This window comes from Nocardia arizonensis (genome assembly GCF_001310275.1).
GTDB classification, from domain to species: Bacteria; Actinomycetota; Actinomycetes; order Mycobacteriales; family Mycobacteriaceae; genus Nocardia; species Nocardia arizonensis.
This window is the reverse complement of the sequence record NZ_LGYZ01000083.1, coordinates 1-24,787: the sequence shown is the minus strand read 5'-3', so window position 1 is coordinate 24,787 and position 24,787 is coordinate 1. Positions and strand designations below refer to the sequence as shown.

Here is a 24,787-nt window from a genome sequence, read left to right as displayed (position 1 = left end):
CCGGACCGGTGTTGTGAGAGAGCAGAAGCTAAGTTACCCACGAGTAACTTAACGTAGGGTAGTGTCACGGCCGAGCTACTCACACGGACGTACGGCCAAGCTCGTGCGACCACCGGATACACGCCCCCAGAACAGGAGGTCGACGAAGACCGATGCCGAACATCGTCGTACTCATCAAGCAGGTCCCCGATACCTGGTCCGAGCGCAAGCTCACCGATGGTGACTACACGCTCGATCGCGAAGCGGCCGACGCCGTCCTCGACGAGATCAACGAGCGCGCCGTCGAGGAAGCGCTGCTGATCAAGGAAGCCCAGGGCGGCGAGGTCACCGTGCTGGCCGCCGGGCCCGACCGGGCCACCGAAGCCATCCGCAAGGCCCTTTCCATGGGCGCGGACAAGGCCATCCACATCAACGACCCGGCCATCCACGGCTCCGACGCGGTGCAGACCGCGTGGGTGCTCGCTTCGGCCCTCGGACAGGTCGAAGGCGTCGAGCTGGTCATCGCGGGCAACGAGGCCACCGACGGCCGCGCGGGTGCGGTGCCCGCCATCATCGCCGAGTACCTCGGCCTGCCGCAGTTGACCCACCTGCGCAAGCTCACCGTCGACGGCGACCGGGTCACCGGCGAGCGCGAGACCGACGAGGGTGTCTTCAAGCTCGAGGCGACCCTCCCCGCGATCGTCTCGGTCACCGAGAAGATCAACGAGCCGCGCTTCCCGTCCTTCAAGGGCATCATGGCCGCGAAGAAGAAGGAAGTGCAGACCTTCACCCTCGCCGACCTCGGTGTCGACCCGTCGACCGTCGGCGTCGCCAACGCCGGCACCGCGGTCACCGCCGCCACGCCGAAGCCGCCGCGCACCGCGGGCGAGAAGATCGCGGACGAGGGTGACGGCGGCACGAAGATCGCCCAGTACCTCATCGGCCAGAAGATCATCTGATCGCCGCGACCGAGACTGCTTAGGAGAGAACACACATGGCAGAAGTACTCGTGCTCGTCGAGCACGCCGACGGTGCGATCAAGAAGGTCAGCACCGAACTGCTCACCGCCGCGAAGACCCTCGGTTCGCCCGCCGCCGTCGTGCTCGGCGCCGCGGGCACCGGGGAGAAGCTGGCCGACGCCCTGGCCGCCGCGGGCGCCGACAAGATCTATATCGCCGAATCCGACGATGTGGAGAACTACCTGGTCACCCCGAAGGTCGACGTGCTCGCCGGTCTGGTGGAGTCGGTCTCCCCGGCCGCGGTCATCGTCGCCGCCACCGCCGAGGGCAAGGAGGTGTCGGGTCGCCTCGCCGCGCGCATCGGCTCCGGTCTGCTCATCGACGTCATCGACGTCAAGGAGGACGGCTCGGCCGTGCACTCCATCTTCGGTGGCGCGTTCACCGTCGACGCCAAGGCCACCGGCGATGTGCCGGTGATCTCGGTGCGCCCCGGCGCGATCGAGGCCACGGCCTCGGCGGGCGCGGGCGAGAAGGTGACCGTCGACGTCCCCGCCCAGGAAGAGGGCGTGGTCAAGGTCGTCTCGCGCGAACCGGTCGTCGCCGGTGACCGTCCCGAACTCACCGAGGCGAGCATTGTCGTCTCCGGTGGCCGCGGTGTCGGTTCCGCCGACAACTTCTCGGTGGTCGAGGCGCTCGCCGATTCCCTCGGTGCGGCCGTCGGCGCCTCTCGCGCCGCGGTCGACTCCGGCTACTACCCGGGTCAGTTCCAGGTCGGCCAGACCGGTAAGACGGTCTCCCCGCAGCTCTATGTCGCCCTTGGCATCTCCGGCGCCATCCAGCACCGCGCGGGCATGCAGACCTCGAAGACCATCGTCGCGGTAAACAAGGACGAAGAGGCCCCCATCTTCGAGATCGCCGACTACGGCATCGTGGGCGACCTGTTCAACGTCGCCCCCCAGTTGACCGAAGCGGTGAAGAACCACAAGGGCTGATCCCCCTCACCCCGCGAAGAACGGCCCCGGACCTGAGTCCGGGGCCGTTCTCGTATCCGGGTTCCTGCCCGGACCGTAAAGCTGGTCGCCGCAATAGGTTTCGGTTACGGTGGGATGGCGTACCCGCGATGCGTGAGAGTGTAAGGGGGAGTATTCAGTGGCAGATACCAAGTCGGACAGCCATATTCGCGCAGGGCACCCGGACGGCGGTCGACCGATGTCCGGCCGACTGATCCGGGCCAGATCGAGGATGACAAGGCCGGCAAGACGATCCGAATACTAAGAGGCAGCCTGTTCGTAGACGCTCTGCTCGACATCAAGCCCACGATCGGCAAAGGAGGGGATGGTGAAGGATCTGCCGCTGGACTCCCTGCGGGAGGTCGCATCGACACTTTCGCCACCTGCCGTCTCGCGGTATCTCGCGACCCACGGTTGGCAGCTGGAAAGTCGTGATCGGGATGTCAGGGAGGTGTGGCGTCTCCCGGGGCGGGACGGTGTTCGCGGGCGGATCATGGTGCCGTTGGCCACCGACTACGCCGACTTCCCCCGGCGATTTCGCGAAACTCTGCAAATGTTGGCGGCCGTGTACGACTGGGATCCAGCACACCTCGCCGAGCGGATCAGCGAATCTCCGGCGGATCTATTCTTCGTGGGTCTCGATCAGGAGATGATCGACGCCACCATTCCGTTTCGCCAGGCCGAGGCTACCTTGCGGGCGCTGTTCACCATGATGAAGGCCGCCGCGACCACCGCCGATGATCCCACTTGTTCGCACCGAGGAACCCGGTCGGCGACCGTCACGAACTTTCTGGAAGACGACATGCGGCTGGGGCATACCAAACGCGGTGGTTTCGTGTTCACCGTTGTCGCCCGTCTCGGCGACTTCGGTGGGTCCGCGGTGCCGTTTCCCCGTCGGGTGATGACGACGCTGGCGACGGGCCTCGCTTCGACCCGAAAACTGGCCTTGGACTGGGACGAGTCGGCCCTCGACCGCATTGCCGAATTGGGGTTGAGCGCGAGTTTGGTGGAATCGGTGCTGGAGTTGACGCAGCCGGCGCAGGTTCGCGTGCTGGATCTGTCGTTCGACTGGGCCGCCACCGAACCTCCGCCCGGCGTCAGCGCCTCGCGAATCGTGCTGGATCGCAACGCCATGGCGGGCCTTCCTCGTGTGCATGAACGTCTGCTGCGTCGAGAGGAGCCCTCGCGGCACGAAATCCGAGCTGATTCGCCGAACGCGTTCAGGTGCGGTGGAGGGTGCGCAGGAGGGTGGTGAGGATGGGGGAGGGGCGGGCGTCGTCTCGGACTATGGCGGACACGGGGATTCGGAGGCGGTGTTCGGTGAGGTGCAGGACCACCAGGCCCTCGGTGGGGCTGTCGGCGTAGAGGACCGTCCAGGCGTCGGGGCGGTTGATGAGTTCCATGGGAGCGGTGTGGTCGGGAGGGATGGGGGGTCCGAAGGTGGGGCCGGTGGGCAGATCGGCGAAGGCGGTGCGGATCACGGTGTGCAGCAGCACCTGTTCCTGTTCGGGGGGCAGCAGCAGGGGGTAGGGGCTGAGATCGGCGAGGGTGACGGTGTCGCGGCCCGCGAGGGGGTGGCCGGATGTGGTGGCGATCACAAGATCCTCGACCCACAGTTGTTCCACGGTGAGCCCGGGTTGGGCGACGCTGCCGCGGATGAGAGCAAGGTCACAATCACCGTCGGCGACCGCGGTGACCCGCTGACGGAACGGTTTGATGACGAATTCGATCTCGGCGTCCGGGTGGGCGGCGCGGGCGGCGGCGATGGCCGACAGCGACCGGGTCGCAAAGGACATGTTGGCGGCCAATCGGATACGGTGTCCGGTGTTGCGGACGGCCGCGCGGATCGCGGTTTCCAGGCTGAGCATCTGTTTTGCCAGCGGGAGTAGCCGATTGGTCGCTTCGGTGGGGACAACGGCCCTGGTCGAGCGTTCGAAAAGCGACACGCCGAGGTCGCGTTCGAGTCGGGCGATCTGGTGGCTGATCGCCGACTGCGAGATGAAACAGCGCGCCGCGGCCTTGCTGAAGCTCAGCTCCTCGCAGACGGCGACGAAGTATGCCAGTTGTCGAAGCTCCACGACAAGCTCCCATTCATGAATGATCTAGATAAGAGTCATCTCCATTATGCGCCTGAACGCCCGAAATATCTGCGTTCCGAATGACGGTTGATAATGAGTGAAGGAGGCTGTCATGGAACAAGTGGACTTTGCGGACGTAGTCATCGTCGGATCGGGATTCGGGGGGCTCGCCGCTGCCAAACAACTGTCGAAGTCGGGTGTCGACTATGTGCTGATCTCGGCCACCCCCGAGCACCTGTTCCAGCCGTTGCTCTACCAGGTCGCGACCGGTGTGCTCGGCTCGGAGGAGATCGCCCCGCCGATCGCGTCGATCCTGCGCAAGCATCGCGGCGCCGACGTGCGGCTCGGCAAGGTCGTCGCGATCGACGCCGACCGCGCGGAACTGACCTACGAACACGACGGCCGACAGAGCCGAATCCGCTACGGCTCGTTGATCGCCGCCACCGGCGCGTCGCAATCCTATTTCGGCCGTGACGATTTCGCGGAGAAGACGTTCTCGCTCAAGACCATCGAGGACGCGAGGACCCTGCGCGCGCAGATCGAGCGCGTCTTCGCCGAGGCGGCGGGCGCGGACGAGCAGAGCAGGCGGCGGCTGTTGAGCTTCGTTGTCGTCGGTGCGGGCGCGACCGGCGTCGAGGTCGCGGGCCAGTTGAAGGAACTGTCGAAACGCTACTACCGCCAAGAGGTTTCGGTGACCTTGGTGGAGGGTGCGGCCGAGGTGCTGCCGCCCTTCGGCGGCGGACTGTCGGAGTACGCGAAGGACTCGCTCACCAAGGGCGGCGTCGAAGTGCTCGTCGACACGTTCGTCACCGATATCGAACCCGGCAAGGTGACCGTCAAGGACAAGGCGGGCGTGGAGCGGCGCATCGCCGCCGAGACGGTGGTGTGGTCGGCCGGTGTGCAGGCGGGCGGATTCGCGAAAATCCTCGCCGAGGCCACGGGATGCGAAACCGACCGCGCCGGAAGGCTTCTCGTCAATCCCGACCTCACGGTGGGCGGTCACGCCGATATATACGCCATCGGCGACATGACCTCGCTCAACCGCTACCCCGGCCAGTCGCCGGTGGCGATGCAGGAAGGCAGGCACGCCGCCGACATCATCCGCCGTAAGAAGCGTCCCGGCACCCCGTTCGTCTACTGGGACAAGGGCAGCATGGCCGTTATCAGCCGCTTCAGCGCGGTGGCGAAACTCAACGAGCACATCAGCTTCCGCGGTGTGGTCGCCTGGGGCATGTGGTTGGCGGTGCACCTGTTCTATCTGGTCGGCTTCCGCAATCGGTTCGCCGCGGTGGCCTCGTGGCTGATCGCCTTCATCGGCAGCGGCCGACCCGGTTTCGACGAGGTGGATCGCACCCGCGAGCAGGTCCGGTCCGCGACCGACAGATTGGCCGCCTGACCGAGCGCGGCTATGCGCGCCGCCTCTCACCGGGGCGGCGCCGGCGCGTTCCCGGCTGCGGCCGCGCGTCGCGGAAAGGTCTCCTATCAGGGCGAAGGCGGCGTTCGTGTCGCGAAGACGCGAACATGACACTAAGGGCCGGTGAACGCTCGGTGTGACGGTCGTCGCGTTCACCGAAGTTGCATCGAAGCGACACTTCGAGGTTGCTCCATCGCATTCTGAGGCCGGCTTCATCACGGATATGACTATTTCGTCCGTGTTGACAGCCCCGGGTAGGCCGACGGACTCAGGGGTGGAACGGTCCCGGTACTCGCTGGTCGTCGCGTCCGACGCCGAACATCGTGAGGCCGCGCAGCGGCTGCGCTACAGCGTCTTCGCCAACGAGCCCGGCTTCCACCTGCCCGACACCGGCACCGGCCTCGACGCCGACCGGTTCGACCTGCACTGCGACCACATGCTGGTCCGTGACGATGTCAGCGACAAATTCGTCGGCTGCTACCGCATGCTGCCCCCGGACCGGGTTGCCGCGGCGGGCGGTTACTACACGGCCACCGAATTCGATCTGGAACAGCTGGATCCGACAGGCCACCGGATCGTCGAGATGGGCCGCGCCTGCGTGGTTCCCGATCACCGCAACGGCTCGGTGCTCACCCTCATGTGGGCGGGCATCCTGCACTACATCCAGCTCACCGGTTACGACTGGGTCATGGGCTGCGCCTCGGTGCCCATGCAGAACACCCCGAACGATCCGGTCGGCGTGAACGTGCGCGGCGTGCGCGACCTGGTGCTCGGCAGGCACGGGTCCGACCCGGAAAAGCGCGTGCACCCGTACAATCCGGTCATCGTCGACGGTAAGACCCTCGATGAGCTGACCCCGCCCTCGCGGCCGAAGCTGCCCCCGCTGTTGCGTGGCTACCTGCGCTTGGGCGCCGAGATCTGCGGTGAGCCCGCGCACGATCCCGATTTCGCCGTCGCCGATTTCGTCGTGCTGCTCGGGCTCGACACGATCAACACCCGCTACCTCAACCGGCTACAGGACGCGGCCGCGACCTTCGACGGGGGGCGGTGAGGCCCGTGGTGTTCGACGCTCCGCCCGCACAGGCCGTCCACGCGTGGATGCCGTCGAGCTCCTGTGGGCCCGGCTGCATCGACACCGTCGATCAGGTCGGCACCGCGCGGGTGATCGCCCGCCTGGCTCAGGTGGCGGGGCTGTTGATCAGCTTCCCCCTGGTGAACGCGGCGACCCCGCGGGCCCGCCGTCAGTCCGTGCAGCGCGGGTACGCCCACGCGCTGCTCGGCTGCCTCGGCATGCGACTTCGGGTCGTCGACAATCGCGTCGCGGCGGCCGCGGTCAGCGAACCCGACCGCCCCGATCTGGTCACCCAGCTCGGGGCCGCGTTGCGCCGTGACGATCGCGGCGCCACCGAGGACTCCGAACGCGTGCGCTTCGCTCCCGACGACACCGGTGTGCTCGTGGTCACCGGACACATCGGTTGGAGCGACGTGGTCGTATTGGCCGCGGTGCAGCCGCTGGGATTCGTGGCCCGCGCGGATCTGATCGACTGGCCGCTGCTCGGCGGGCTGGCCAAGCTCATGCGGATCATCCCGATCGAGCGCGAGAAGCTGCGTGCGCTGCCCGGCGTGGTCGACACCATCGCCGCGCGCTTGTCGGCGGGCGAGCGGATCGCGGCCTTCCCCGAGGGCACCACCTGGTGCGGCCGCGCGTACGGACGCATGCGACCGGCCCTGTTCCAGGCCGCCGTCGACGCCGGGACCTACGTCCAGCCGGTGCGCCTGCGCTACCTGGATCGAAGCGGCGTCCGGTGCTCGGTCTGCGGATTCGTCGGCGAGGACACCTTCGCCACCTCCGCCGCGCGCATCCTGCGCTCGCGCGGCATGGTCGCGGAGGTCCGCCTCGAACCGCTCGAATATCCCGGCCTGGACCGCCGTGACCTGGCTCGTCGCTGTGAGGCGGCCGTTCGCGGCGCCGAACGGCCCGGTCACAGCCGCAGCTCAACCGAGTGGATCGAGGCAAGCGCCACTCGGGTCAAGGACCCGGCCCCGGCCATCCCGCGCCGCAGTCCCGGCATGCGCCGCCGGGCCGTGGCCCTCTTCCGGGGCCGTGGCCGCGACGCCACCCGCACCATCCCCGAAACCGCCTAGTCCACACCCGCACGCGCCGCGCACGGTCCATCGTGACCGTGCGCGGCGCGGTGGCGTATTCGGTGAAGGCGGGGAACGCATTCGGTGCGTCCCGGTATTCCGATGACGCGGTTGGGTTTTCCACGAGGGTGGCGGTTCGTCGGGGCTACACTGATGTTCGGGGGAGCTGGTCCGTGTCGGGGTGAGCGTGAGGTAGTAGGGACATGGTGGCTGAAGCTCGGGAACGTCAGCAGGATTGCGCGGTCGCGCCGACGGCGGCCGGCGGACATCCTGAGTTGGGGGTGTTGCCGGAGTGGCCGCGTGACACCATCGCGGTGCTTGTGACCTCCGATCCCGCGCCGCACGCGATTCCCGTGTCGTGGCCGGTTCGGGCCGGTGACCGCCGAATCCTGTTGAGCCTGCGCAACAATCGCGGCTCGCTCGAGCGCCTGCGGCAACGCGCCGAGGTCGCGCTGGTGATCCTCGGCGGTGGCAATGTGGCGCTGTCGGCGCGCGGCTCCGCGCGCGTGCTGGCCGACCCGATGCCCGACGCCGAGGATTACGTCGCGGTCGCCATCGATATCGAGGTGATCGACGACCATCGGCAGGGAGCTTTCCTGGTCGAGGCGGGTATCCGGCGGACCGTGCTCGATGAAGCCGAATACGAATACCTCGAATCACGTTTCGCCACATTGCAGGAGATGGCCCGCGAAGGGCGGTAGCAGACCACGGCCGCCGCTGCGTCATAACGCTGACCTGGCGCTCGGACGGTCCGCGCCGTGGCCTCCGTCCAGCGGGTCACCGCGGACGAGGACATCGCTCGGCCGCCCGCACAGCGGGCAGCGGCCGCGGATGAGCTGTGCGCGCGGTGGACGGGAATACCGTCGGGACCGTATCGGCTTGCATGTGGTGGACGAATCGTGGACAGCGGGGGATGCCCCACGGATGCGCAGGTCATGGTGGGATAGGGTTTATATGTCATGAAGTCGGCTTTTTCGGGCTCGGTCACCGGTGGTGCGCCCCAGACGGTCTACCTCGATCATGCGGCCACCACACCCGTGCTGGGCGCCGCCGTCGAGGCGATGACGGCCGCGTACGCGCGGCCGGGTAACGCGTCCTCGCTGCACGGGTCGGGGCGGGCGGCGCGGCGGGCGCTAGAGGAGGCCAGGGAGTCGATCGCGGCGGATCTGGGGGCGCGGCCCTCGGAAGTGATCTTCACCTCGGGCGGGACCGAGAGCGACAATCTGGCGGTCAAGGGGATCTTCTGGGCGCGCCGGGACGCCGAGCCGCGCCGGACCAGGATCGTCGCGAGTTCGGTGGAACACCACGCGGTGATCGATGCCGTGGAGTGGCTCGAGCGGCACGAGGGCGCGCAGGTGAGCTGGCTGCCGGTCGACGCGGAGGGCACGGTGTCGCCGCAGACGTTGCGCGCGGTGCTGAGTGAGTGCGCCGACGAGGTGGCGCTCGTCACCGTCATGTGGGCCAACAACGAGGTCGGGACGATCGCGCCGATCGCCGAATTGGCCGCGGTGGCGGCGGAATTCGGCGTGCCGATGCACAGTGACGCGATCCAGGCGGCCGCGCAGGTGCCGGTGGATTTCGGTGCGAGCGGACTGTCGGCGGCCAGTGTGACCGGGCACAAGCTCGGCGGTCCGCACGGTATCGGGGTATTGCTGCTCGGTCGGCAAGTGCCGTGCGTGCCGCTGCTGCACGGCGGCGGGCACGAGCGGGATCTGCGGTCGGGCACCTCCGATATCGCGGGCGCGGTCGGGCTCGCGGTGGCGCTGCGCCAAGGGGTCGTCGAACTGTCCACGCGCAGTGCCGAATTGAGTACGCTGCGGGACGAGATGATCGCCCGGATCGAGGCGACTGTGCCGGACGCACAGCTCAACGGACCGCGTGGCGCACGGCGGCTGCCGGGCAACGCGCACTTCACGTTCCCGGGCTGCGAGGGCGATTCGCTGCTCATGCTGCTCGATGCCGCCGGTATCGAGTGTTCGACGGGCTCGGCCTGCAACGCGGGTGTGGCCTCGCCCAGTCACGTACTGATCGCCATGGGCGTGCAGCCGTGGCAGGCGCGGGGTTCGCTGCGCTTCTCCCTGGGGCACACCTCGACGCTCGCCGACGTCGACGCCCTGACCGACGTACTCCCGCAGGTGGTGGAGCGAGCCAGGGCAGCTGGTCTTGCCGGAGCGAAAGGCGGTGTGTGATGCGGGTTCTCGCGGCGATGAGCGGTGGTGTGGATTCGGCCGTCGCGGCGGCGCGCGCCGTCGACGCCGGGCACGACGTGGTCGGCGTCCATCTGGCACTCTCGGCGACGCCGGGCACGCTGCGCACCGGATCGCGCGGCTGCTGTTCCAAGGAGGACGCGGGCGACGCCCGCCGCGCGGCCGACGTCCTCGGCATCCCCTTCTACGTGTGGGATTTCGCCGACCGGTTCAAGGAGGACGTGATCGACGATTTCGTCGCCTCCTACGCCGCCGGTGAGACGCCCAACCCGTGCCTGCGCTGCAACGAGAAGATCAAGTTCTCGGCACTGGCGGATCGGGCGGTCGCGCTCGGTTTCGACGCCGTGGCCACCGGGCACTACGCCCGGCTCGAGGACGGTGTGCTGCGCCGCGCGGTCGACGCCGACAAGGATCAGTCCTATGTGCTCGCGGTGCTGACCGCCGAGCAGCTTTCGCGCGCGATGTTCCCGGTGGGTGACACACCCAAGCCGCGGATCCGCGCCGAGGCCGCCGAGCGCGGGCTGGCGGTGGCGGACAAGCCCGACAGCCACGACATCTGCTTCATACCCTCCGGTGACACGCGTGCCTTCCTCGGCGCGAAGATCGGCATCCGGCCGGGCGCGGTGGTCGACTCCGACGGCCGGGAGCTGGCGCGCCACGACGGTGTGCACGGATTCACCGTCGGCCAGCGCAAGGGCCTCGGTCTGCCGGGTCCGGCCGCGGACGGCAAGCCGCGCTACGTGACCGCGATCGACCCGGAGTCGGGCACCGTGCGGGTCGGTTCCGCCGAGGACCTGCGGGTGTGGACCGTGACCGCCGATCGGGCGGTGTGGACCTCCGGCGAGGCGCCGGACGGCCCGATCGACTGCGTGGCGCAGGTCCGCGCGCACGGCGGCACCGCGCCCGCGATCGCCACGGCGGCGGGCGACGGACTCGTGGTGCGGCTGCGCGCGCCGCTGACAGGTGTCGCGCGCGGTCAGGCGGTGGTGCTCTACCGGCCCGACGAGGCGGGCGACGAGGTGATCGGCAGCGGCACGATCAGCGGAGCCACCGGGGCCGAGGGCCCGGTCGGCGATAGCGTGGCCGCGAACGCGGCCGAGTAGTATTTCGCCGCGGCGGCGGTCCGTTTCCGTGCTACCCACCGGACGCCCGGAGCGCCGGACCGGGCGAGGCGATGACAGAGGTGAGGAAGTGGCGAGCGAATCCGCGACGGAAGTCGACACCACACCGTCCGCGCTGTTGCGCGGCGGCATCGCGACGGGCGTCGGTTCCTGGCCGGGGACCGATCCGCGCGAGGCCGCGACGACCGTGGTGGGTGAACTCACCGATCTGACCCATCTGGTGGAACTGCCCGATCGGGGCGCGGGCGCGGATATGGTCGGGCGCATGTCGGCGGTGCTGGTCGACCTGCTCTTCGAGACGACACCGCGCGGCTATCGGCTGGCCGCGCGCCCGGGTGCGCTCTCGCGCCGCGCGCGCGACCTGCTGCGCGCCGATCTCGACGTGCTCGAGGAGGTGTGGGAGACCTCCGGTTCGGTCGGTACCGATCGGGTGCTGAAGGTGCAGGCGTGCGGTCCGCTGACCCTGGCCGCCCGGGTCGAACTGCCCGGCGGACATCGCGCGCTCACCGATCACGGTGCGGTGCGCGATATCTCGGAGTCGCTGGCCGAAGGTCTGGCCCGGCACGTGGAGGAGATCGGCAAACGCCTCGGCGCGCGGGTCGTGGTACAGGTGGACGAGCCGTCGGTCAACGATGTGCTCGCGGGTTCGCTGCGCGGGGTCAGCGTGCTGGACACCGTGCCCGCGGTCCCCGCTCCCGAGGCGCTGGCGGTTTTGGAGGCGGTGATCGAGGCCCAGTCCGCGCCGGTCGTGGTGCACAGTTGCGCCGCGCCGCCCGCACTGGAATTCCTACGCCGCACATCCGCGGCAGCCATCGGTTTCGACATGGCGGCGGTCGGCACCCGGGATCTCGATCACATCGGTGAAATCGTCGACGCGGGAAAATATCTCGTGCTCGGTCTGGTGCCGACGAGCGAGCCCGCGATTCCGGTCACCTGGCGTGAGATCGCCGAACCCGGTGTGCGGCTGGTGGATCGGCTGGGTTTCGCGCGCGCCACTCTCGGCCGTTCGGTGATCGTCGCGCCCGCCTGCGGATTGGCGGGCGCACCGCTGTCGTGGGCGCGCCGGGCGTTGGCGTTGGTCGATGAGGTCGCGCGTGCCTATGCCGACGAACCCGAGTCGCTGCACTTCGACTGAACGTCTCTCATCAGCGGTGGACCGTATTGCTGTGAGATAGCGGGCACCGCGCCGAGTCGTCGGAAAGGGAGTCGGTCGACGCCGGGAACGAGTTTCTCGCGCACCGCGGACGTCGTCGGAGTGCCGCCGCGAGCCCCGGGTCCCGGTCGCGAAGCGATGTCCGCGGGCCTGCCCTCCGGGTGCGGAATCAGGTCGCGACGTGCGCGGATGTGTCGGCGGCCTCGACTAGTGTTCGTGATGTGAGTGAGAACGAGAGCGCGGCGGTTCCGGCGACGGCGGAGCAGCGCTTGCAGTGGCAGCGGCTCGCGGACGAGGTTCGCGAGCACCAGTTCCGCTACTACGTGCGAGATGCCCCGATCATCTCCGACGGCGAATTCGACGCGCTGGTGCGTCGATTGCAGGAGATGGAGCAGCGGTTCCCGGATCTGCTCACCCCGGATTCGCCGACCCAGCTGGTCGGCGGGGGATTCGCCACCGATTTCACCGCGGTCGACCATCTGGAGCGCATGCTCTCGCTCGACAATGTCTTCGACGACGGCGAGCTGCGCGCCTGGGCGAGCCGGGTGGAGAGCGAGGCCGGATCGGATCTGCACTATCTGTGCGAGGTCAAGATCGACGGCGTCGCGCTGAACCTGGTCTATGAGAACGGCAGACTGGTGCGCGGCGCGACCAGGGGCGACGGACGCACCGGCGAGGATGTCACCCTCAATGCCCGCACCATCGACGATATTCCCGGCGAATTGAGCGGCACCGCGGAATTCCCGATCCCGGCATTGCTCGAGGTGCGCGGCGAGGTCTATTTCCGGCTGGAGGATTTCGAGACGCTCAATGCCGCCATCGTCGCCGAGGGCAAACCACCGTACGCCAATCCGCGCAACACCGCGGCCGGATCGCTACGCCAGAAGGATCCGGCGGTCACGGCGCGGCGCAAGCTACGCATGATCTGCCACGGTTTCGGCCGCATCGAGGGGTACGCGCCCGCGAGTCAACACGAGGCATACCGGGCGCTGGCGACGTGGGGGTTGCCGGTCTCGGAGTACACCCGGCTGGTCCGAGGCGTCGACGCGGTGATCGAGCGGGTCGCCTACTGGGGCGAACACCGTCACGATATCGACCACGAGATCGACGGTCAGGTCATCAAGATCGACGAGATCGCCCTGCAACGCAGGCTGGGCTCCACCTCGCGCGCCCCGCGCTGGGCCGTCGCCTACAAGTACCCGCCGGAAGAGGCGACGACGAAACTGCTCGATATCGAGGTCAATGTGGGCCGCACCGGCCGGGTCACCCCGTTCGCGGTGATGGAGCCGGTCTCCATCGCCGGGTCCACGGTCGCCATGGCCACGCTGCACAATGCCTCGGAGGTCGTGCGCAAGGGCGTCCTCATCGGTGACACGGTCACCATTCGCAAGGCGGGCGATGTCATACCGGAGGTACTCGGGCCGGTGGTCGACGCGCGCACCGGCGCCGAACACGCATTCGTCATGCCGACACACTGTCCCGAATGCGGCACCGAACTGGCTTTCGAGAAGGAGGGCGATGTCGACATCCGCTGTCCGAACCACCGGTACTGCCGCGCGCAGTTGCGTGAGCGGGTGTACCACGTGGCCGGTCGCGGGGCCTTCGATATCGAGGCGCTCGGCTACGAGGGCGCGGTCGACCTGCTGAAATCCGGCGCGATCGTCGACGAGGGCGATCTATTCGACCTTGACGAGGCCCGTCTGCTCACCACCTCGCTGTATGCGAACAAGAACGGCGAGCTGTCGGCCAATGGCAAGCGCCTGCTGGAGAATCTGCGCACGGCCAAGGACCGCCCGCTGTGGCGGGTGCTGGTCGGACTGTCGATCCGGCACGTCGGGCCGACGGCGGCCCGGGCATTGGCGGCCGAATTCGGCAGTATGGATCGCATTCGCGCGGCGACGGCCGAGGAATTGAGCGCCGCCGACGGTGTCGGCCCCACCATCGCCGCAGCGGTGGCCGAATGGTTCACCGCCGACTGGCATCGCGACATCGTGGACAAGTGGCGGGCCGCGGGCGTGCGCATGGCGGACGAACGCGACGAATCCATCGAACGCAATCTCGCGGGCCTGTCGATCGTGGTCACCGGCTCGCTCCGGGATTTCACCCGCGACGGGGCCAAGGAGGCGATCCTGGTCCGCGGCGGCAAGGCGTCGGGTTCGGTGTCGAAGAAGACGGCCTTCGTCGTGGTCGGCGACGCACCCGGTTCCAAGGCCGCCAAGGCCGAGGAATTGGGCGTGCCGATCCTCGACGAGGACGGCTTCCGGCGGTTGCTCGAGGGCGGCCCGGGGGCGGTCACTCCGGCGTCGGAGGAGTAGCGCCGGACCGGATGGTGGTCTGGCCTTCGTCGACGGGGACCTCGAAATCTAGTAGGTATCGCGCCAGTAGCCCCGGCGCGACGACCACCGAATTCGGGCCGCTTTCGCCATCGCGTCGGCGGAGGCGCTCGGACAGCGTCTCCGGGTCCACCTCGAGGTAGACCAGCCTGCGGCGCGCCCCCGCCTCCTCGATGATTCGTCGGTAATACTCGCGCCGGGCGCGGCTGTGGAAGCTGTAGTCGAGCACGACATTTCGCCGTCGTGCGAGAAGCGACCGCAGCCGGTCGAGGAGGGCGTTCTCGGCCTCGGCCTGCCTGCGTTCGTATTCCGCCGCGTCGCAGTCGATGTCGCCCGCGCCGTAGCGACGCCAGATCTCCTCGTCGATCGAGAGCCGAATGTAGCCCTCGGCCTCCAGGCCGCGGGCGTGGGTCGTCTTGCCGGAACCGGCGACGCCGCACATCATCACCACGATCGGTGGGGGCTGGTCGTTGTCCGAACGCATATCCGACATTGTCGCCGCGACTCTCCTTGACCTCAACCTCACTCGAGGTAACACGATCGAGTGGTAGGCGGCGCGCACCGTGTGGCGGCCGCGCAGTCGAGGGACGACGTCAGGAGCTCGCCATGTCGTATGCAGTCACCGCTTTGGTCACCGGCGCATCGGCCGGATTCGGTCTGGCGCTCGCCCGCGAGGTGGTGCGGCGCGGCGGCCGGGTGATCGGAACGGGTCGCCGGGAGGATCGGCTCGCGGCCGCGGGGGCCGAATTGGGTCCGGCATTCGTCGCGGTGCCCGGGGATGTCACCGATCCCGAGCACCGGGCGCGGCTGGTCGAGCGGGTGCGCGCGGCGGGGCCGCTGGATCTGATCGTCAACAACGCCAGTCGGTTGGGGCCGAGTCCGTTGCCGAGACTGCTGGATTATCCGCTGGAGGAATACGAGCGGGTCCTGCGCACCGATGTCGTCGCGCCGCTGGCGGTTCTGCAAGCGGTGCTGCCGTCGCTGCGGGCAGGCGGCGCGGTGGTGAACATCAGTTCCGACGCCGCGGTCGAGCCGTACCCGGAGTGGGGTGGGTACGGCTCGGCCAAGGCGGCGCTGGATCACCTCACGGCGACACTCGCGGCCGAGAACCCGGAACTCTCGATCTACGCCTTCGATCCGGGCGACATGCGCACCGAGATGCATCAGGCGGCCTTCCCGACCGAGGACATCTCCGATCGTCCGCCGCCGGAATCGGTGGTGCCCGCCCTGTTGCGGCTGCTCGAACAGCGACCCGCGAGCGCCCGGTACACCGCGGGCGACTTCGCCGTCGGAGAGATCCGATGAACGCCGATGGCCCGCGCGGCCTTCGGCCGCCCACCCGCCGAGCACGAGGAGCGCGACGATGACGACACTGCGGGCCGAACCCGCCTTCGCGCTGCCATTCGAACGCAATGCGAGCGCGCCGCCGGAGATCACCTGTCGGTGCGCCGTCGGATACTTCGCCCATGGTCGTGAGAAAGACACCGTGGTTCGGTCGAGTTCTGAAGTGGCACAAGATGGCCGACGGCTACGGGTGTGCCTATCGAGGTCGGGTGTACACGATCCACAAACCATTCGGTGAGAACCTCTGGTACTTCACCACCGACCCCGACGACCCCGGCGGCGAACGGCTCACACCCTACGGCGGCCCCGGACTCGACCGCTCCCTCGACCGCTCACGCCTGCTCGCCGAAGTGCTCCTGCTCGTCGATCCCGCCGACCGAGCGCCCGGCGCAACCGACTTCGGCCTCGCGATCGCAGGCGCAGGATTCAGCAGCCAGGACGGGAGATCGTTCGCGGTGTCGACCGACGCCGAGCAGGGACTGCTGCGGATCTACGCCTCGCAGCCGGTGGAGGGAACCCTCGTCGCGGCAGTGCAGCCGGTATTCCACCACGGCGGCCAGATCACGCACTGGCGGACCAGCGGACCGGACGGCACGCACTGGGACAACTCCGCCTACTGGCGAGAAGCATGCCGACTGATCGAGGCACGGACATAGCCCAAGGCGAACCAGCCCAGCTCGCTTGACCAGTAACTATGCGATATCCGTTGTTTTTCGGCGGTTACTACTGAGACCCCAGGACCTCGCGCAGGGTGCTCTACCCGAAGCGTTAGCAGGTCGACGTCGGCGTGCCGCACAAGCTCATGCGGGGGGTCGAGTATGATCGACACCGCGTTCTGACTTGACCGTCCCTTCAGAGGTTTCGGGGCCTGTAATCACGAAGGTCGGTGGGGAGCAAAAGGTTCGGACGCACGAAAAAGAACCTGGTTGGCCGAAGCGCGAACGATTTCAACGGACACAACCAGCGATCCGGAGCGGCTACCTTCCGGGTCGGGCCTTCTCGGCTCGTGGACGCAGACTTCGAGAAGGAAACGCTCAACTTGTTCTGCCCCGGGTTGCGGTTGCTCCACCACGCCTGGTTTGTACATCCGCAACCAACGGGATGGCCGAACCGGCGTCGTGCGCCCTGCTCGTACTGCTTGGTGAGGCTACCCCCAGATCAGGTAAGGCCCCGCCGTGTTCGGAATAGACCTCTTCGGGATCGTCACCGCCAGTGGCATATTCACACTGGCTCTCGTATCCCTGACCTGCCTACTTGCTGTCACTCTTTGCCGCTGGTGGGAGAACTACCAGTCGGTGAACGATTCGGTCGCGGATGTCCACAGGGGCTGCCGTGGGGCCGGGGACGCCGCCGTTTCGGAGGTCGGCGCGACATGCTGACCGCCTGGGGGGATGAGAGCGGGTCGCAGCCCGACGCTGATCCGGACACCTACATCGTGGCCGCTGCGCTCATCGAAGAAGACGACGTCGAACTCGTTCGGAAAACGATGAGTGGTCTTCTGCTGCCGACTGAGAAGAAGGTCCACTGGCACGGCAGCAGTGAGGTGCGGCGCTTCGAGTTGATCCAGGCCGTCGCCGAGCTGCCGATCTGCAGCATCACCGTGGTGCATCACTCGCAGGGCGCGAAAGACCGACGCGGGCGCCGCAAGTGTCTGGAATACATCCTTCCCCACCTTTCGCACCTGGAGTGCAGTGGGATCACCATGGAATCGCGAGGACCGAAGGACAACAGCGATCTCGATATTGTGCAGAAGTTCCGTGCACGCAAGGTGATCGATGATCGCCTGCGGATGCGGTTTCAGATTGGTCGGACCGAGCCGGTCTTGTCGGTTCCCGACGTCGTATGTGGAGCTGTGGTGCAGCACCGGGTAGGGAACCCGGCCTACCTCGATCTGCTCCGCTCGATGGTTGAGATCCATGAGATCTGAACCCAGATACGACGCAAGCCGCAGGCCTCGTCGTCCGGCGAGTAATCCTACGGCTCACTTCCAACTCCACCTCGATGGAGCGGCAATGCAGCCACGTTAGCATGGTGTCGTGCTCGTGTAGTTCCGATGTAATCGACATGTGATCTTGTACACGGCAGCGGTGAGGCTGCTGTACAGCCGCTATGAGCAGCCTATGACGCTTCCATCAGGTGATTCATGAAGTCGCCGGTTTGTCCTGTAATCGTATTGGCCTTCGGGGTGTCACCGACGAGATCTCGAAAGGACAGCAGCCGGTCCACTACTCGGAGGCCGTGCGATGCGACCGGTTCTGACATTGAACACCCGACCTTTCCGTTACGAGTCAGCGGCTCGAACGGCAGCGCGGGGGCCGCTGCGCCTTCGGTATCCGCTAGAGCTTGTAGGTGCCGGTGAAGGCGCTCATTCCGCCCGTGGTGGGGCGGCTGCCGAGCATCGAGAGGTCGGCGTAACTGTTGCGTCCGGTCTGGACCATGTGGGGGATCACGATCTGTTCCAGGGCAGCGGCCTGCGCGGCGGCGAAGGAGGTCGAGGAGGGCAACTCTAGTTTGAACGAATGCTGCTCCATCGGTTCCTCCTGTGACAGTGTCTCGGCCTGAACTCTCCTGCGGGCAGGCTACGCCCGGATACCGACAGCCGGTCCGCATGTGGGTGTGTAGGCGTGGGGTATCGACGGCTGAGCGACGTGGCGGCCTAGCCGGGAACAACGGTTTTCGGGCGTGCGTGGCCGAGGATCTCGTCGTTGAAGCCGGCCATAGAGACGAACAGACCCCGGGTGCTTTCGAGCTTGCCGTCCACCTTGAACTTGAAGTCGGCGAGATCACCGATGGTGGGCTGGTCCTTCTTCCAGCGTGCCTCGACGAGGTAGGTGAACCCGCGGAAGAAGAACGAGCCATCCACCTGCTCGTGAGGCTGGCGCCGTGACCCGGTGTAGTCGATGTCGTGTGCCTTGAACAGGCCGACGAGAAGCTTCTCGAGTTCATAGCCGCGAGCTTGGATCTCGGCGGGAGTGCGGGTCCTGTCTGCGGCGAGGGTCGCGAATCGGCTGGACAGCTCGTTCATCACGCGCAATCGCTCGTCGATCTGTCGCTGCCGTCTTTCCGCCTTGGCCCGACGCTCATCGATGGCGGCCTGCTCGGTGTCGACGATGATATTGGCGCTGGCCGCCACCCGGCGCAGCTGTTCGAGCGCGGCCTGTCCTGCTTTCACGTCCTCGACGCCGTTCGCTGGGCGTTGCATCGCACAGAGCTCGACTGCGATCTTGCGCTGGACGGTCCAGCCGGGGGCACCCAACTGGTGCAGCTCATCGAGAACATGGCGAGCGATTCTCACCTTGGCAGTGTCCGGGTGGTCGTAGCGCTGGTAGATCGCAGGCGGAACACCGGCGCCCAGCATGAGCGACTTCAGGTCGTCGCGGTAGTAGAAAGCGGCCCACACCGCGTTCAGCACCTCGGTCTGAACAGCGGCGGGGAGCGGCTTTGCCTTGCTACTCATGGATTACAACGTTAGAACTTCAGCGCGACAGCCTCGGTAACATCCCCCAGCCCGCGATCCCGCCCGCACCGACTCCGATCTGGAAGGTCAGAAACCGAAGAGGGCGTTGCGTTCGGTGTCGGTGAGGTTGGCCAGGCCCACCGCGGCCCAGGGCTGGTTGCGGTAGTCGATCCATTCGCTGGCGCGGGTCTCGCGCAGCATCGCCTCACGCCACCGGGCCTTCTCCGCCTCGGGTAGGTTCGCGGCTTCCAGCTCGCGTACTTTGTTCGCGCGGCAGGTGATGCCCCACGCGATCTGTTTGGGGGTACCGGTGAGGTCGGGCCAGCCCGCCGTCTTCGCTGCTTCGGCGTTGGCGTCGTTCACGGAGACGTAGTCGCTCATGGGTACAGGATGCGCTCGGGTGCCGACTCCACGCCCCGCAGAGACGCTGACGGGATCGCGCGGCCTCGCGGAGGCGAGAGAGGCAGTTGCCAACGGAGAAAGCGCTTTTCGTGTCGGCCCGTGGGGTCCAAGTCCGTCAGATCCGGCGGTAAGCCTTACCGCACATAGTTTCCGGAGTCGGCGCACCCCGGGAAGGCGGGTTTCCCCAGTTCGGCATAAGAGTTACGACCGGTGCCATCCCATATTCGACGTGCTCGTATGCCCCCGAATCTCACGCGTGCGCGGGTTCCAGTAGTCTCGGCGCAAAAAACAACACATATGGCTTGACCAGCAGCGATGGCAGGTTTCCGGTTGTGAATTGATAGGGCTACACGCGCGGGGCGGTGCCGCTGACGATGCGGTGGATGGTGGAGCGGCCGACGCTGTAAGCGCCAGATTTCGCAAAAGTTGTCGACGACAGAAACCAATGCCAAGCACCATCACCTGGCGGTGCTGTTCACGGTGTCAGAACGAGGCGCCCGGAAAATCGGCCGGTGGCGAGGCGGGTGTGAGCTTCGGCGGCTGCGTGCAATGGGAGGGTGTCGGCGACGCGGGCGGTGAGCTTCTGTCCGGCGAGACCGGCCAGAGCGTTCCCGTCGGCGTGGATCCATTCGTGGTGGACGGTGATGCCGCGCAGGGGGGTCGGGTCCGGGCCGCCGACGACAGTGACGAACCGACCACGGTTGCGGATCGCGGCGAGAGCGCGGATACCAGCGCCGGAGGTGTCCAGCGCGGCGTGTGCACCGCCGGGGACGAGCCGGCGCACTTCGACCGCGAGGTCGGCATCGCGCGGAAGTGTCCAACGCGCACCGACAGAGCGCAGGAAGTCCGCGTCGCTCCCCTGGGCGATCACCCGAGCACCCTGCTGCGCTGCGAACTGGACGGCGAAGCCGCCGACGGCGCCGGTCGCACCGGTTACCAGGAGTGTGTCGTCCTCGGATAGTTCCAGCAGATCGAGCGACTGGGCGGCGGTGAGGCCGTTGAGCGGCAAGGTGGCCGCCTCGACGGCTGACAACCCTGTCGGGGCCGCAGCAACAGCAGCCGCGTCGAGCACGACATAGTCTGCGTACGCACCGAGTGACACATCGAGCAGGTCACGCAGACCGATCACCTTCTGCCCCACAATGAACCCGTCGACGTCTGGACCGAGCTGTTCGATCTCACCTGCGACATCCCAACCGACACCGGTGATCTCACGCGGCACCATCAACCCCGCTTCGACCAGCGCGCCCGAGCGGGTCGCCAGATCGACTGGGTTGACGGTCGCGGCCTCCACCTTGATCCGGACTTGGCCCACGCCCGGCTCCGGAATATCCACGTCGACGATCTGCAAGACCTCGGGTCCGCCGTAGCCGCGAGCCACCACCGCTCGCATCATCTCTCGCCTGCTCATAAACACAACTATCAGAGAGCTACTCTTCAATAGGAAGTCGGCACTTCAAAGTGCCCACCGCACCCGGAGGTAACCTCTATGTCCACCCGGACCGCGACGCAACTACGCGCCGAACACGGCGCCGCATACGACGCCTACCTGGCCGAATGCCCCGCCCGCAGACTCCTGGACCGACTATCCGACAAGTGGGTGAGTCTGGCGGTCAACGCACTGGCCGATGGGCCGCAGCGCTATAGCGACCTCCGCCGGCGACTGGCCAGCGTCAGCCAGAAGATGCTCACCCAGACGCTGCGCAACCTGGAACGCGACGGTCTGGTCACCCGCACCGTGTGGCCGACCGTACCGCAGCGAGTCGACTACGAACTCACACCACTCGGGCACTCGCTACTACCAGTCATGCGGGCCATCAAGGACTGGGCCGAACAACACATGGACGAAGTCGAAGCAGCCCGCACGGCATACCGGGCGTGACAGACAACGTCATCGGATCCCCTCCCTGCCTCCTAATCGATTGGCGCCCAACGGCCCCGGTGGCATGAGCCACTCGGGCCAACCTAACAAGCCCTGCTAACGCCAGTTTCCGTTCGACTGGACCCCACATGCCGTCTACACCACGGTCCTGGAGCGTTTTCGACAGTTCGATCAGGTGCTCGAGGGAGCGGCCGAGCCGGTCGAGCTTGGTGACCACCAGTTGGTCTTTGGGCCGGTTGGCTACCAGCAGCGCTTTGCTCAGTTCGGGTCTGGAAGCCAGTTTGCCGGAGGCCTTGTCGATGAAGATCTGTTCGCATCCGGCCGCGGTGAGTGCGTCGTGCTGGGCTTCGGGGTGTTGGTCGCGGGTGGAGACGCGTCCGTAGCCGATTCGCATGGCGCGGAGTGTATTGCGAACCCCCGACAGGTTGACGTTGGCGCGTACACGGTAACCGTTACAGTTCTGGCCTGCGGAAACCTACTGCGGCCGAGGGCGTCTCGTGAACGATCGTTCACGAGACACCTTCGTCGACAGAATGCAGGCGGGCGGGTCCGAGCGCACATCCGATGCGGAGCCCCGGCGCATGTCAGAGTCAGACTGTCCGCATGAAGACTCTCGTCATCCGCACAGCGGGCCCCGGAGATCTGTCAACCGTTCTGACAATCCATGATCAGCGTGGGACCCGCGGCGACAGGGCCCGATCCGCTACGGATCTTCAGCAGCGGACCTGGGCGCGCATGATGCGGACCGACGATCTGACGGTCTATCTCGCCGAGGTCGACGACATACCGATAGGGACGGCGACCCAACTGCTGATGCCCCATGTGACCTATGACTGCGCGCCGACCGCGTTCATCGAGGCCGTCGTCGTCGACCACAGATATCGCCGCAGGGGAATCGCCACCGCGATGATGCGACGGCTGCTTGAGGACGCGCACACAGCCGGATGCAACAAGATCCAGCTCCTCTCCCATAAGCGCCACGCCACCGACGGCGCGCACCGTCTCTACACATCCCTGGGGTTCGAGCCGGAAGCCGAAGGATTCCGGCTCTACTTGCAACGAGTGCCCGCCGCAGTCCAAGCCGCCAAAGACGACGTGGAGCCGACATCAGACGCCAGATCAATACCACACCGACAGTGACCGCGACACGCGCTCTTGTACGCCAACAAACAACACAAGATCACCGCCACATACTGCTGCGAGTCACACGGCCGGAGGTCTCCCAGGAGCGGGTGTTCGGAAACCTGTTCGCCCGGTCGACAGCAGAAGCTCGGGGTGCTCTGGGCTCCGATAAGCGGGCCATTTCGGCGGTCAGCCGAGACCTTCGACCAGGACCTGGGGTACCGGTAGAACTCGCCGAATTTCGGGCGCATTTGAAGATCCCGCGTGAACCGACCAGCGTCGACCGTGGTCGCGCCTCACTCGGCAGTGGCACCCCGGAGGATAGTATCGCACACCAGAAATATGACTTGACCAGCATATACGTTGTATTTTCCGCCGATACTACGGGAACCCTGTGAGGGGCCGGTGGCCTGGCCAGGGCCAGGCCCGCAGCGCGTGGGACTCACATGCGGGATGCAGCCGTGATCGTGGCAGGTCGCCAGGGGAATATGGAGGCTTATTTGCGTATTCGCCGGGTCAGCGGTTCGTCTCCGGCGGACCGACGGACAAGGACGGCGATGTCGCTATCGAGACTGATGACGATTTCGTCGCCGGTCGGAGCGATGGCCACTAACGTGGCTTCCAGGGGGCAATCAAGTACCGAGACGGCCGACAGCGTCTCAAGGTCCCATACCCGCACGGTGTGGTCGGTGCTGCCGGTAACCGCGACCGGACGGCCGTCAAGCTCGGCACACGCCACCGCGCGCACCGAACCGGTGTGACCGGCGAGTTCGCCGAGTTGAGTGCTCGTGGTCAAATCCCACACCCGCACGTCGCCGCCGGTGCCGCCGGTGACCACGACCGGACGGCCACCGATCTCGGCACACGCCACCACCCTCATCCAGTAGGGGTCGCCGGTGAGGACGGCGAGTTGAGTGCTCGTGGTCAAATCCCACACCCGCACGGTGTCGTCGAGGCTGCCGGTGACCGCGACCGGACGGCCGTCAAGCTCGGCACACGCCACCGCCCCCACCGGACGAGTGTGGCCGGTGAGGACGTCGAGTTGAGTGCTGGTGGTCAAGTCCCATACCCGCACGGTGTGGTCGGTGCCGCCGGTGACCGCGACCGGACGGCCGTCGAGCTCAGCACACGCCACCCCCCACACCGAACGGAAGTCGGGCGGGAGGTCGCCGGTGAGGACGGCGAGTTGAGTGCTCGTGGTCAAGTCCCACACCCGCACGGTGTCGTCGTCGCCGCCGGTGACTGCGATCGGACGGCCGTCGATCTCGGCACACGCCACCGCCCACACCCGGTCGGTGTGGCCGGTGAGGACGTCGAGTTGAGTGCTCGTGGTCAAGTCCCACACCCGCACGGTGCAGTCGTCGCCGCCGGTGACCGCGACCGGACGGCCGCCGAGTTCGGCACACGCCACCGCCTGGATCGTTGTCGTGCGATCATCCTCCGCCCGACCCGGTGTGACGTCGTTCCGGGGCGACGTAGCGTTGGTCGACGAGGAGCCGGATCGCATGTCACGACGAGTGGCGAGCGTTGGGCCTTCTGGTACATCAAGGTCCCAGACCCGCACGGTGTGGTCGATGCTGCCGGTAACCGCGACCGGACGGCCGTCGATCTCGGCACACGCCACCGCGTCCACCAAACCGGTGTGGCCGGTGAGGATGGCGAGTTGAGTGCTCGTGGTCAAATCCCACACCCGCACGTCGCCACCGGTGCCGCCGATGACCGCGACCGGACGGCCGTCGATCTCGACGCACGCCACCGCCCGCACCGAAAGGGGTTGGTGGCCGGTGAATTCGGCAAGTCGAGTCCTCGTGGCCATATCCCAGACCCGCACGGTGCCGGCGGTGCTGGCGATGTCGCCGGTGACCGCGATCGGACGGCCGTCGATCTCGACGCACGCCATCACCCGCCCCCAATCAGGGTCGCCGGTGAGGACGTCGAGTTGAGTGCTCGTGGTCAAATCCCACACCCGCACGGTGTCGTCGTCGCTGCCGGTGACCGCGACCGGACGGCCGTCGATCTCGGCACACGCCACCGCCCCCACCGAACGGGTGTGGCCGGTGAGTTCGCCGAGTTGAGTGCTCGTGGTCAAATCCCACACCCGCACGTCGCCACCGGTGCCGCCGAACGCGATCGGGCGACCGCCGATCTCGGCACACGCCACCGCCCCCACCGAACCGGTGT

General features: G+C 67.1%; 24 protein-coding genes. 16 read left to right on the top strand and 8 right to left on the bottom strand.

Going from position 1 to position 24,787, the window contains the following annotated elements:
• Window positions 1-152 precede the first annotated feature (152 nt).
• The 3 genes from APZ21_RS18175 to APZ21_RS18165 all read left to right on the top strand — a co-directional run bounded on the left by APZ21_RS18175 (window position 153) and on the right by APZ21_RS18165 (window position 3,203).
• Entirely contained in the window at window positions 153-938 is a 786-nt protein-coding gene (locus APZ21_RS18175; RefSeq protein WP_054814528.1) for an electron transfer flavoprotein subunit beta/FixA family protein, read from the top strand.
• Between the two features lie 35 nt (window positions 939-973).
• Window positions 974-1,930: an electron transfer flavoprotein subunit alpha/FixB family protein gene (locus APZ21_RS18170; RefSeq protein ID WP_054814527.1), complete on the top strand. Its 957-nt coding sequence runs from the start codon at window positions 974-976 to the stop codon at window positions 1,928-1,930.
• 343 nt (window positions 1,931-2,273) lie between these two features.
• Complete coding sequence (locus APZ21_RS18165; RefSeq protein ID WP_054814526.1) at window positions 2,274-3,203, top strand: hypothetical protein; 930 nt, start codon at window positions 2,274-2,276, stop codon at window positions 3,201-3,203.
• Here APZ21_RS18165 and APZ21_RS18160 read toward each other — a convergent pair.
• The gene (locus tag APZ21_RS18160; protein WP_054814525.1) at window positions 3,169-4,026 is read right to left on the bottom strand and encodes a LysR family transcriptional regulator; all 858 of its coding nucleotides are present in this window, start codon (window positions 4,024-4,026) and stop codon (window positions 3,169-3,171) included. The genes APZ21_RS18165 and APZ21_RS18160 overlap by 35 nt on opposite strands.
• A 112-nt stretch (window positions 4,027-4,138) precedes the next feature.
• Here APZ21_RS18160 and APZ21_RS18155 point away from each other — a divergent pair, with 112 nt between their 5' ends.
• The 8 genes from APZ21_RS18155 (at window position 4,139) to ligA (ending at window position 14,381) form a co-directional block, all read left to right on the top strand.
• Window positions 4,139-5,422 carry an NAD(P)/FAD-dependent oxidoreductase gene (locus APZ21_RS18155; RefSeq protein ID WP_054814524.1) on the top strand — a complete coding sequence of 428 codons (1,284 nt, stop codon included), beginning with the start codon at window positions 4,139-4,141 and terminating at the stop codon, window positions 5,420-5,422.
• Between the two features lie 241 nt (window positions 5,423-5,663).
• Complete coding sequence (locus APZ21_RS18150) at window positions 5,664-6,491, top strand: GNAT family N-acetyltransferase (RefSeq protein ID WP_054814638.1); 828 nt, start codon at window positions 5,664-5,666, stop codon at window positions 6,489-6,491.
• Window positions 6,488-7,585 (top strand): lysophospholipid acyltransferase family protein, encoded by a 1,098-nt coding sequence (locus tag APZ21_RS18145; RefSeq protein ID WP_239476700.1) that lies wholly within the window; start codon window positions 6,488-6,490, stop codon window positions 7,583-7,585. The genes APZ21_RS18150 and APZ21_RS18145 overlap by 4 nt, the downstream gene beginning before the upstream one ends.
• 203 nt (window positions 7,586-7,788) lie before the next feature.
• The gene (locus APZ21_RS18140; RefSeq protein WP_239476699.1) at window positions 7,789-8,286 is read left to right on the top strand and encodes a hypothetical protein; all 498 of its coding nucleotides are present in this window, start codon (window positions 7,789-7,791) and stop codon (window positions 8,284-8,286) included.
• A gap of 258 nt (window positions 8,287-8,544) precedes the next feature.
• Window positions 8,545-9,774: a cysteine desulfurase family protein gene (locus APZ21_RS18135; RefSeq protein ID WP_054814523.1), complete on the top strand. Its 1,230-nt coding sequence runs from the start codon at window positions 8,545-8,547 to the stop codon at window positions 9,772-9,774.
• On the top strand, window positions 9,774-10,895 hold the full coding sequence (mnmA, locus tag APZ21_RS18130; RefSeq protein ID WP_054814522.1) for a tRNA 2-thiouridine(34) synthase MnmA: 1,122 nt from the start codon (window positions 9,774-9,776) through the stop codon (window positions 10,893-10,895). The genes APZ21_RS18135 and mnmA overlap by 1 nt, the downstream gene beginning before the upstream one ends.
• 88 nt (window positions 10,896-10,983) lie before the next feature.
• Complete coding sequence (locus APZ21_RS18125; RefSeq protein WP_239476698.1) at window positions 10,984-12,048, top strand: methionine synthase; 1,065 nt, start codon at window positions 10,984-10,986, stop codon at window positions 12,046-12,048.
• A gap of 239 nt (window positions 12,049-12,287) precedes the next feature.
• Window positions 12,288-14,381, top strand: a complete 2,094-nt coding sequence (gene ligA / locus APZ21_RS18120; protein WP_054814521.1) for an NAD-dependent DNA ligase LigA — start codon at window positions 12,288-12,290, stop codon at window positions 14,379-14,381.
• Here ligA and APZ21_RS18115 read toward each other — a convergent pair.
• Window positions 14,359-14,883 (bottom strand): P-loop nucleotide/nucleoside kinase family protein, encoded by a 525-nt coding sequence (locus APZ21_RS18115; RefSeq protein WP_162240350.1) that lies wholly within the window; start codon window positions 14,881-14,883, stop codon window positions 14,359-14,361. The two genes, ligA and APZ21_RS18115, sit on opposite strands and share 23 nt — an antisense overlap.
• Before the next feature lie 122 nt (window positions 14,884-15,005).
• Here APZ21_RS18115 and APZ21_RS18110 point away from each other — a divergent pair, with 122 nt between their 5' ends.
• From APZ21_RS18110 to APZ21_RS18100, 3 genes are all read left to right on the top strand, one after another.
• Complete coding sequence (locus tag APZ21_RS18110) at window positions 15,006-15,704, top strand: SDR family NAD(P)-dependent oxidoreductase (RefSeq protein ID WP_054814519.1); 699 nt, start codon at window positions 15,006-15,008, stop codon at window positions 15,702-15,704.
• A 248-nt stretch (window positions 15,705-15,952) separates the two neighbouring features.
• The gene (locus tag APZ21_RS18105; RefSeq protein ID WP_156371163.1) at window positions 15,953-16,399 is read left to right on the top strand and encodes a hypothetical protein; all 447 of its coding nucleotides are present in this window, start codon (window positions 15,953-15,955) and stop codon (window positions 16,397-16,399) included.
• A 716-nt stretch (window positions 16,400-17,115) separates the two neighbouring features.
• Complete coding sequence (locus APZ21_RS18100) at window positions 17,116-17,670, top strand: hypothetical protein (RefSeq protein ID WP_054814517.1); 555 nt, start codon at window positions 17,116-17,118, stop codon at window positions 17,668-17,670.
• A 409-nt stretch (window positions 17,671-18,079) separates the two neighbouring features.
• On the opposite strand, the gene APZ21_RS18095 is transcribed toward APZ21_RS18100, so the two are convergent.
• From APZ21_RS18095 to APZ21_RS18080, 4 genes are all read right to left on the bottom strand, one after another.
• Window positions 18,080-18,274 (bottom strand): hypothetical protein, encoded by a 195-nt coding sequence (locus APZ21_RS18095; protein ID WP_054814516.1) that lies wholly within the window; start codon window positions 18,272-18,274, stop codon window positions 18,080-18,082.
• Between the two features lie 125 nt (window positions 18,275-18,399).
• Entirely contained in the window at window positions 18,400-19,200 is an 801-nt protein-coding gene (locus APZ21_RS18090; RefSeq protein WP_156371162.1) for a hypothetical protein, read from the bottom strand.
• 87 nt (window positions 19,201-19,287) lie between these two features.
• Window positions 19,288-19,581 carry a hypothetical protein gene (locus APZ21_RS18085; RefSeq protein WP_054814514.1) on the bottom strand — a complete coding sequence of 98 codons (294 nt, stop codon included), beginning with the start codon at window positions 19,579-19,581 and terminating at the stop codon, window positions 19,288-19,290.
• A 496-nt stretch (window positions 19,582-20,077) separates the two neighbouring features.
• On the bottom strand, window positions 20,078-21,013 hold the full coding sequence (locus APZ21_RS18080; RefSeq protein WP_054814513.1) for an NADP-dependent oxidoreductase: 936 nt from the start codon (window positions 21,011-21,013) through the stop codon (window positions 20,078-20,080).
• 78 nt (window positions 21,014-21,091) lie between these two features.
• Between APZ21_RS18080 and APZ21_RS18075 the strand changes: the two genes are divergently transcribed.
• A complete protein-coding gene (locus APZ21_RS18075; RefSeq protein ID WP_054814512.1) occupies window positions 21,092-21,484 on the top strand; it encodes a winged helix-turn-helix transcriptional regulator in 393 nt (130 codons plus the stop codon).
• On the opposite strand, the gene APZ21_RS35150 is transcribed toward APZ21_RS18075, so the two are convergent.
• Window positions 21,420-21,878, bottom strand: a complete 459-nt coding sequence (locus tag APZ21_RS35150) for a recombinase family protein (protein WP_082393219.1) — start codon at window positions 21,876-21,878, stop codon at window positions 21,420-21,422. The genes APZ21_RS18075 and APZ21_RS35150 overlap by 65 nt on opposite strands.
• Window positions 21,879-22,087: 209 nt before the next feature.
• Here APZ21_RS35150 and APZ21_RS18070 point away from each other — a divergent pair, with 209 nt between their 5' ends.
• On the top strand, window positions 22,088-22,624 hold the full coding sequence (locus APZ21_RS18070; protein ID WP_156371161.1) for a GNAT family N-acetyltransferase: 537 nt from the start codon (window positions 22,088-22,090) through the stop codon (window positions 22,622-22,624).
• Window positions 22,625-23,102: 478 nt separating this feature from the next.
• Here the strand turns inward: APZ21_RS18070 and APZ21_RS18065 are convergent.
• A partial coding sequence (locus APZ21_RS18065) for a WD40 repeat domain-containing protein (RefSeq protein ID WP_204249113.1) occupies window positions 23,103-24,787 on the bottom strand: 1,685 nt, incomplete at its 5' end.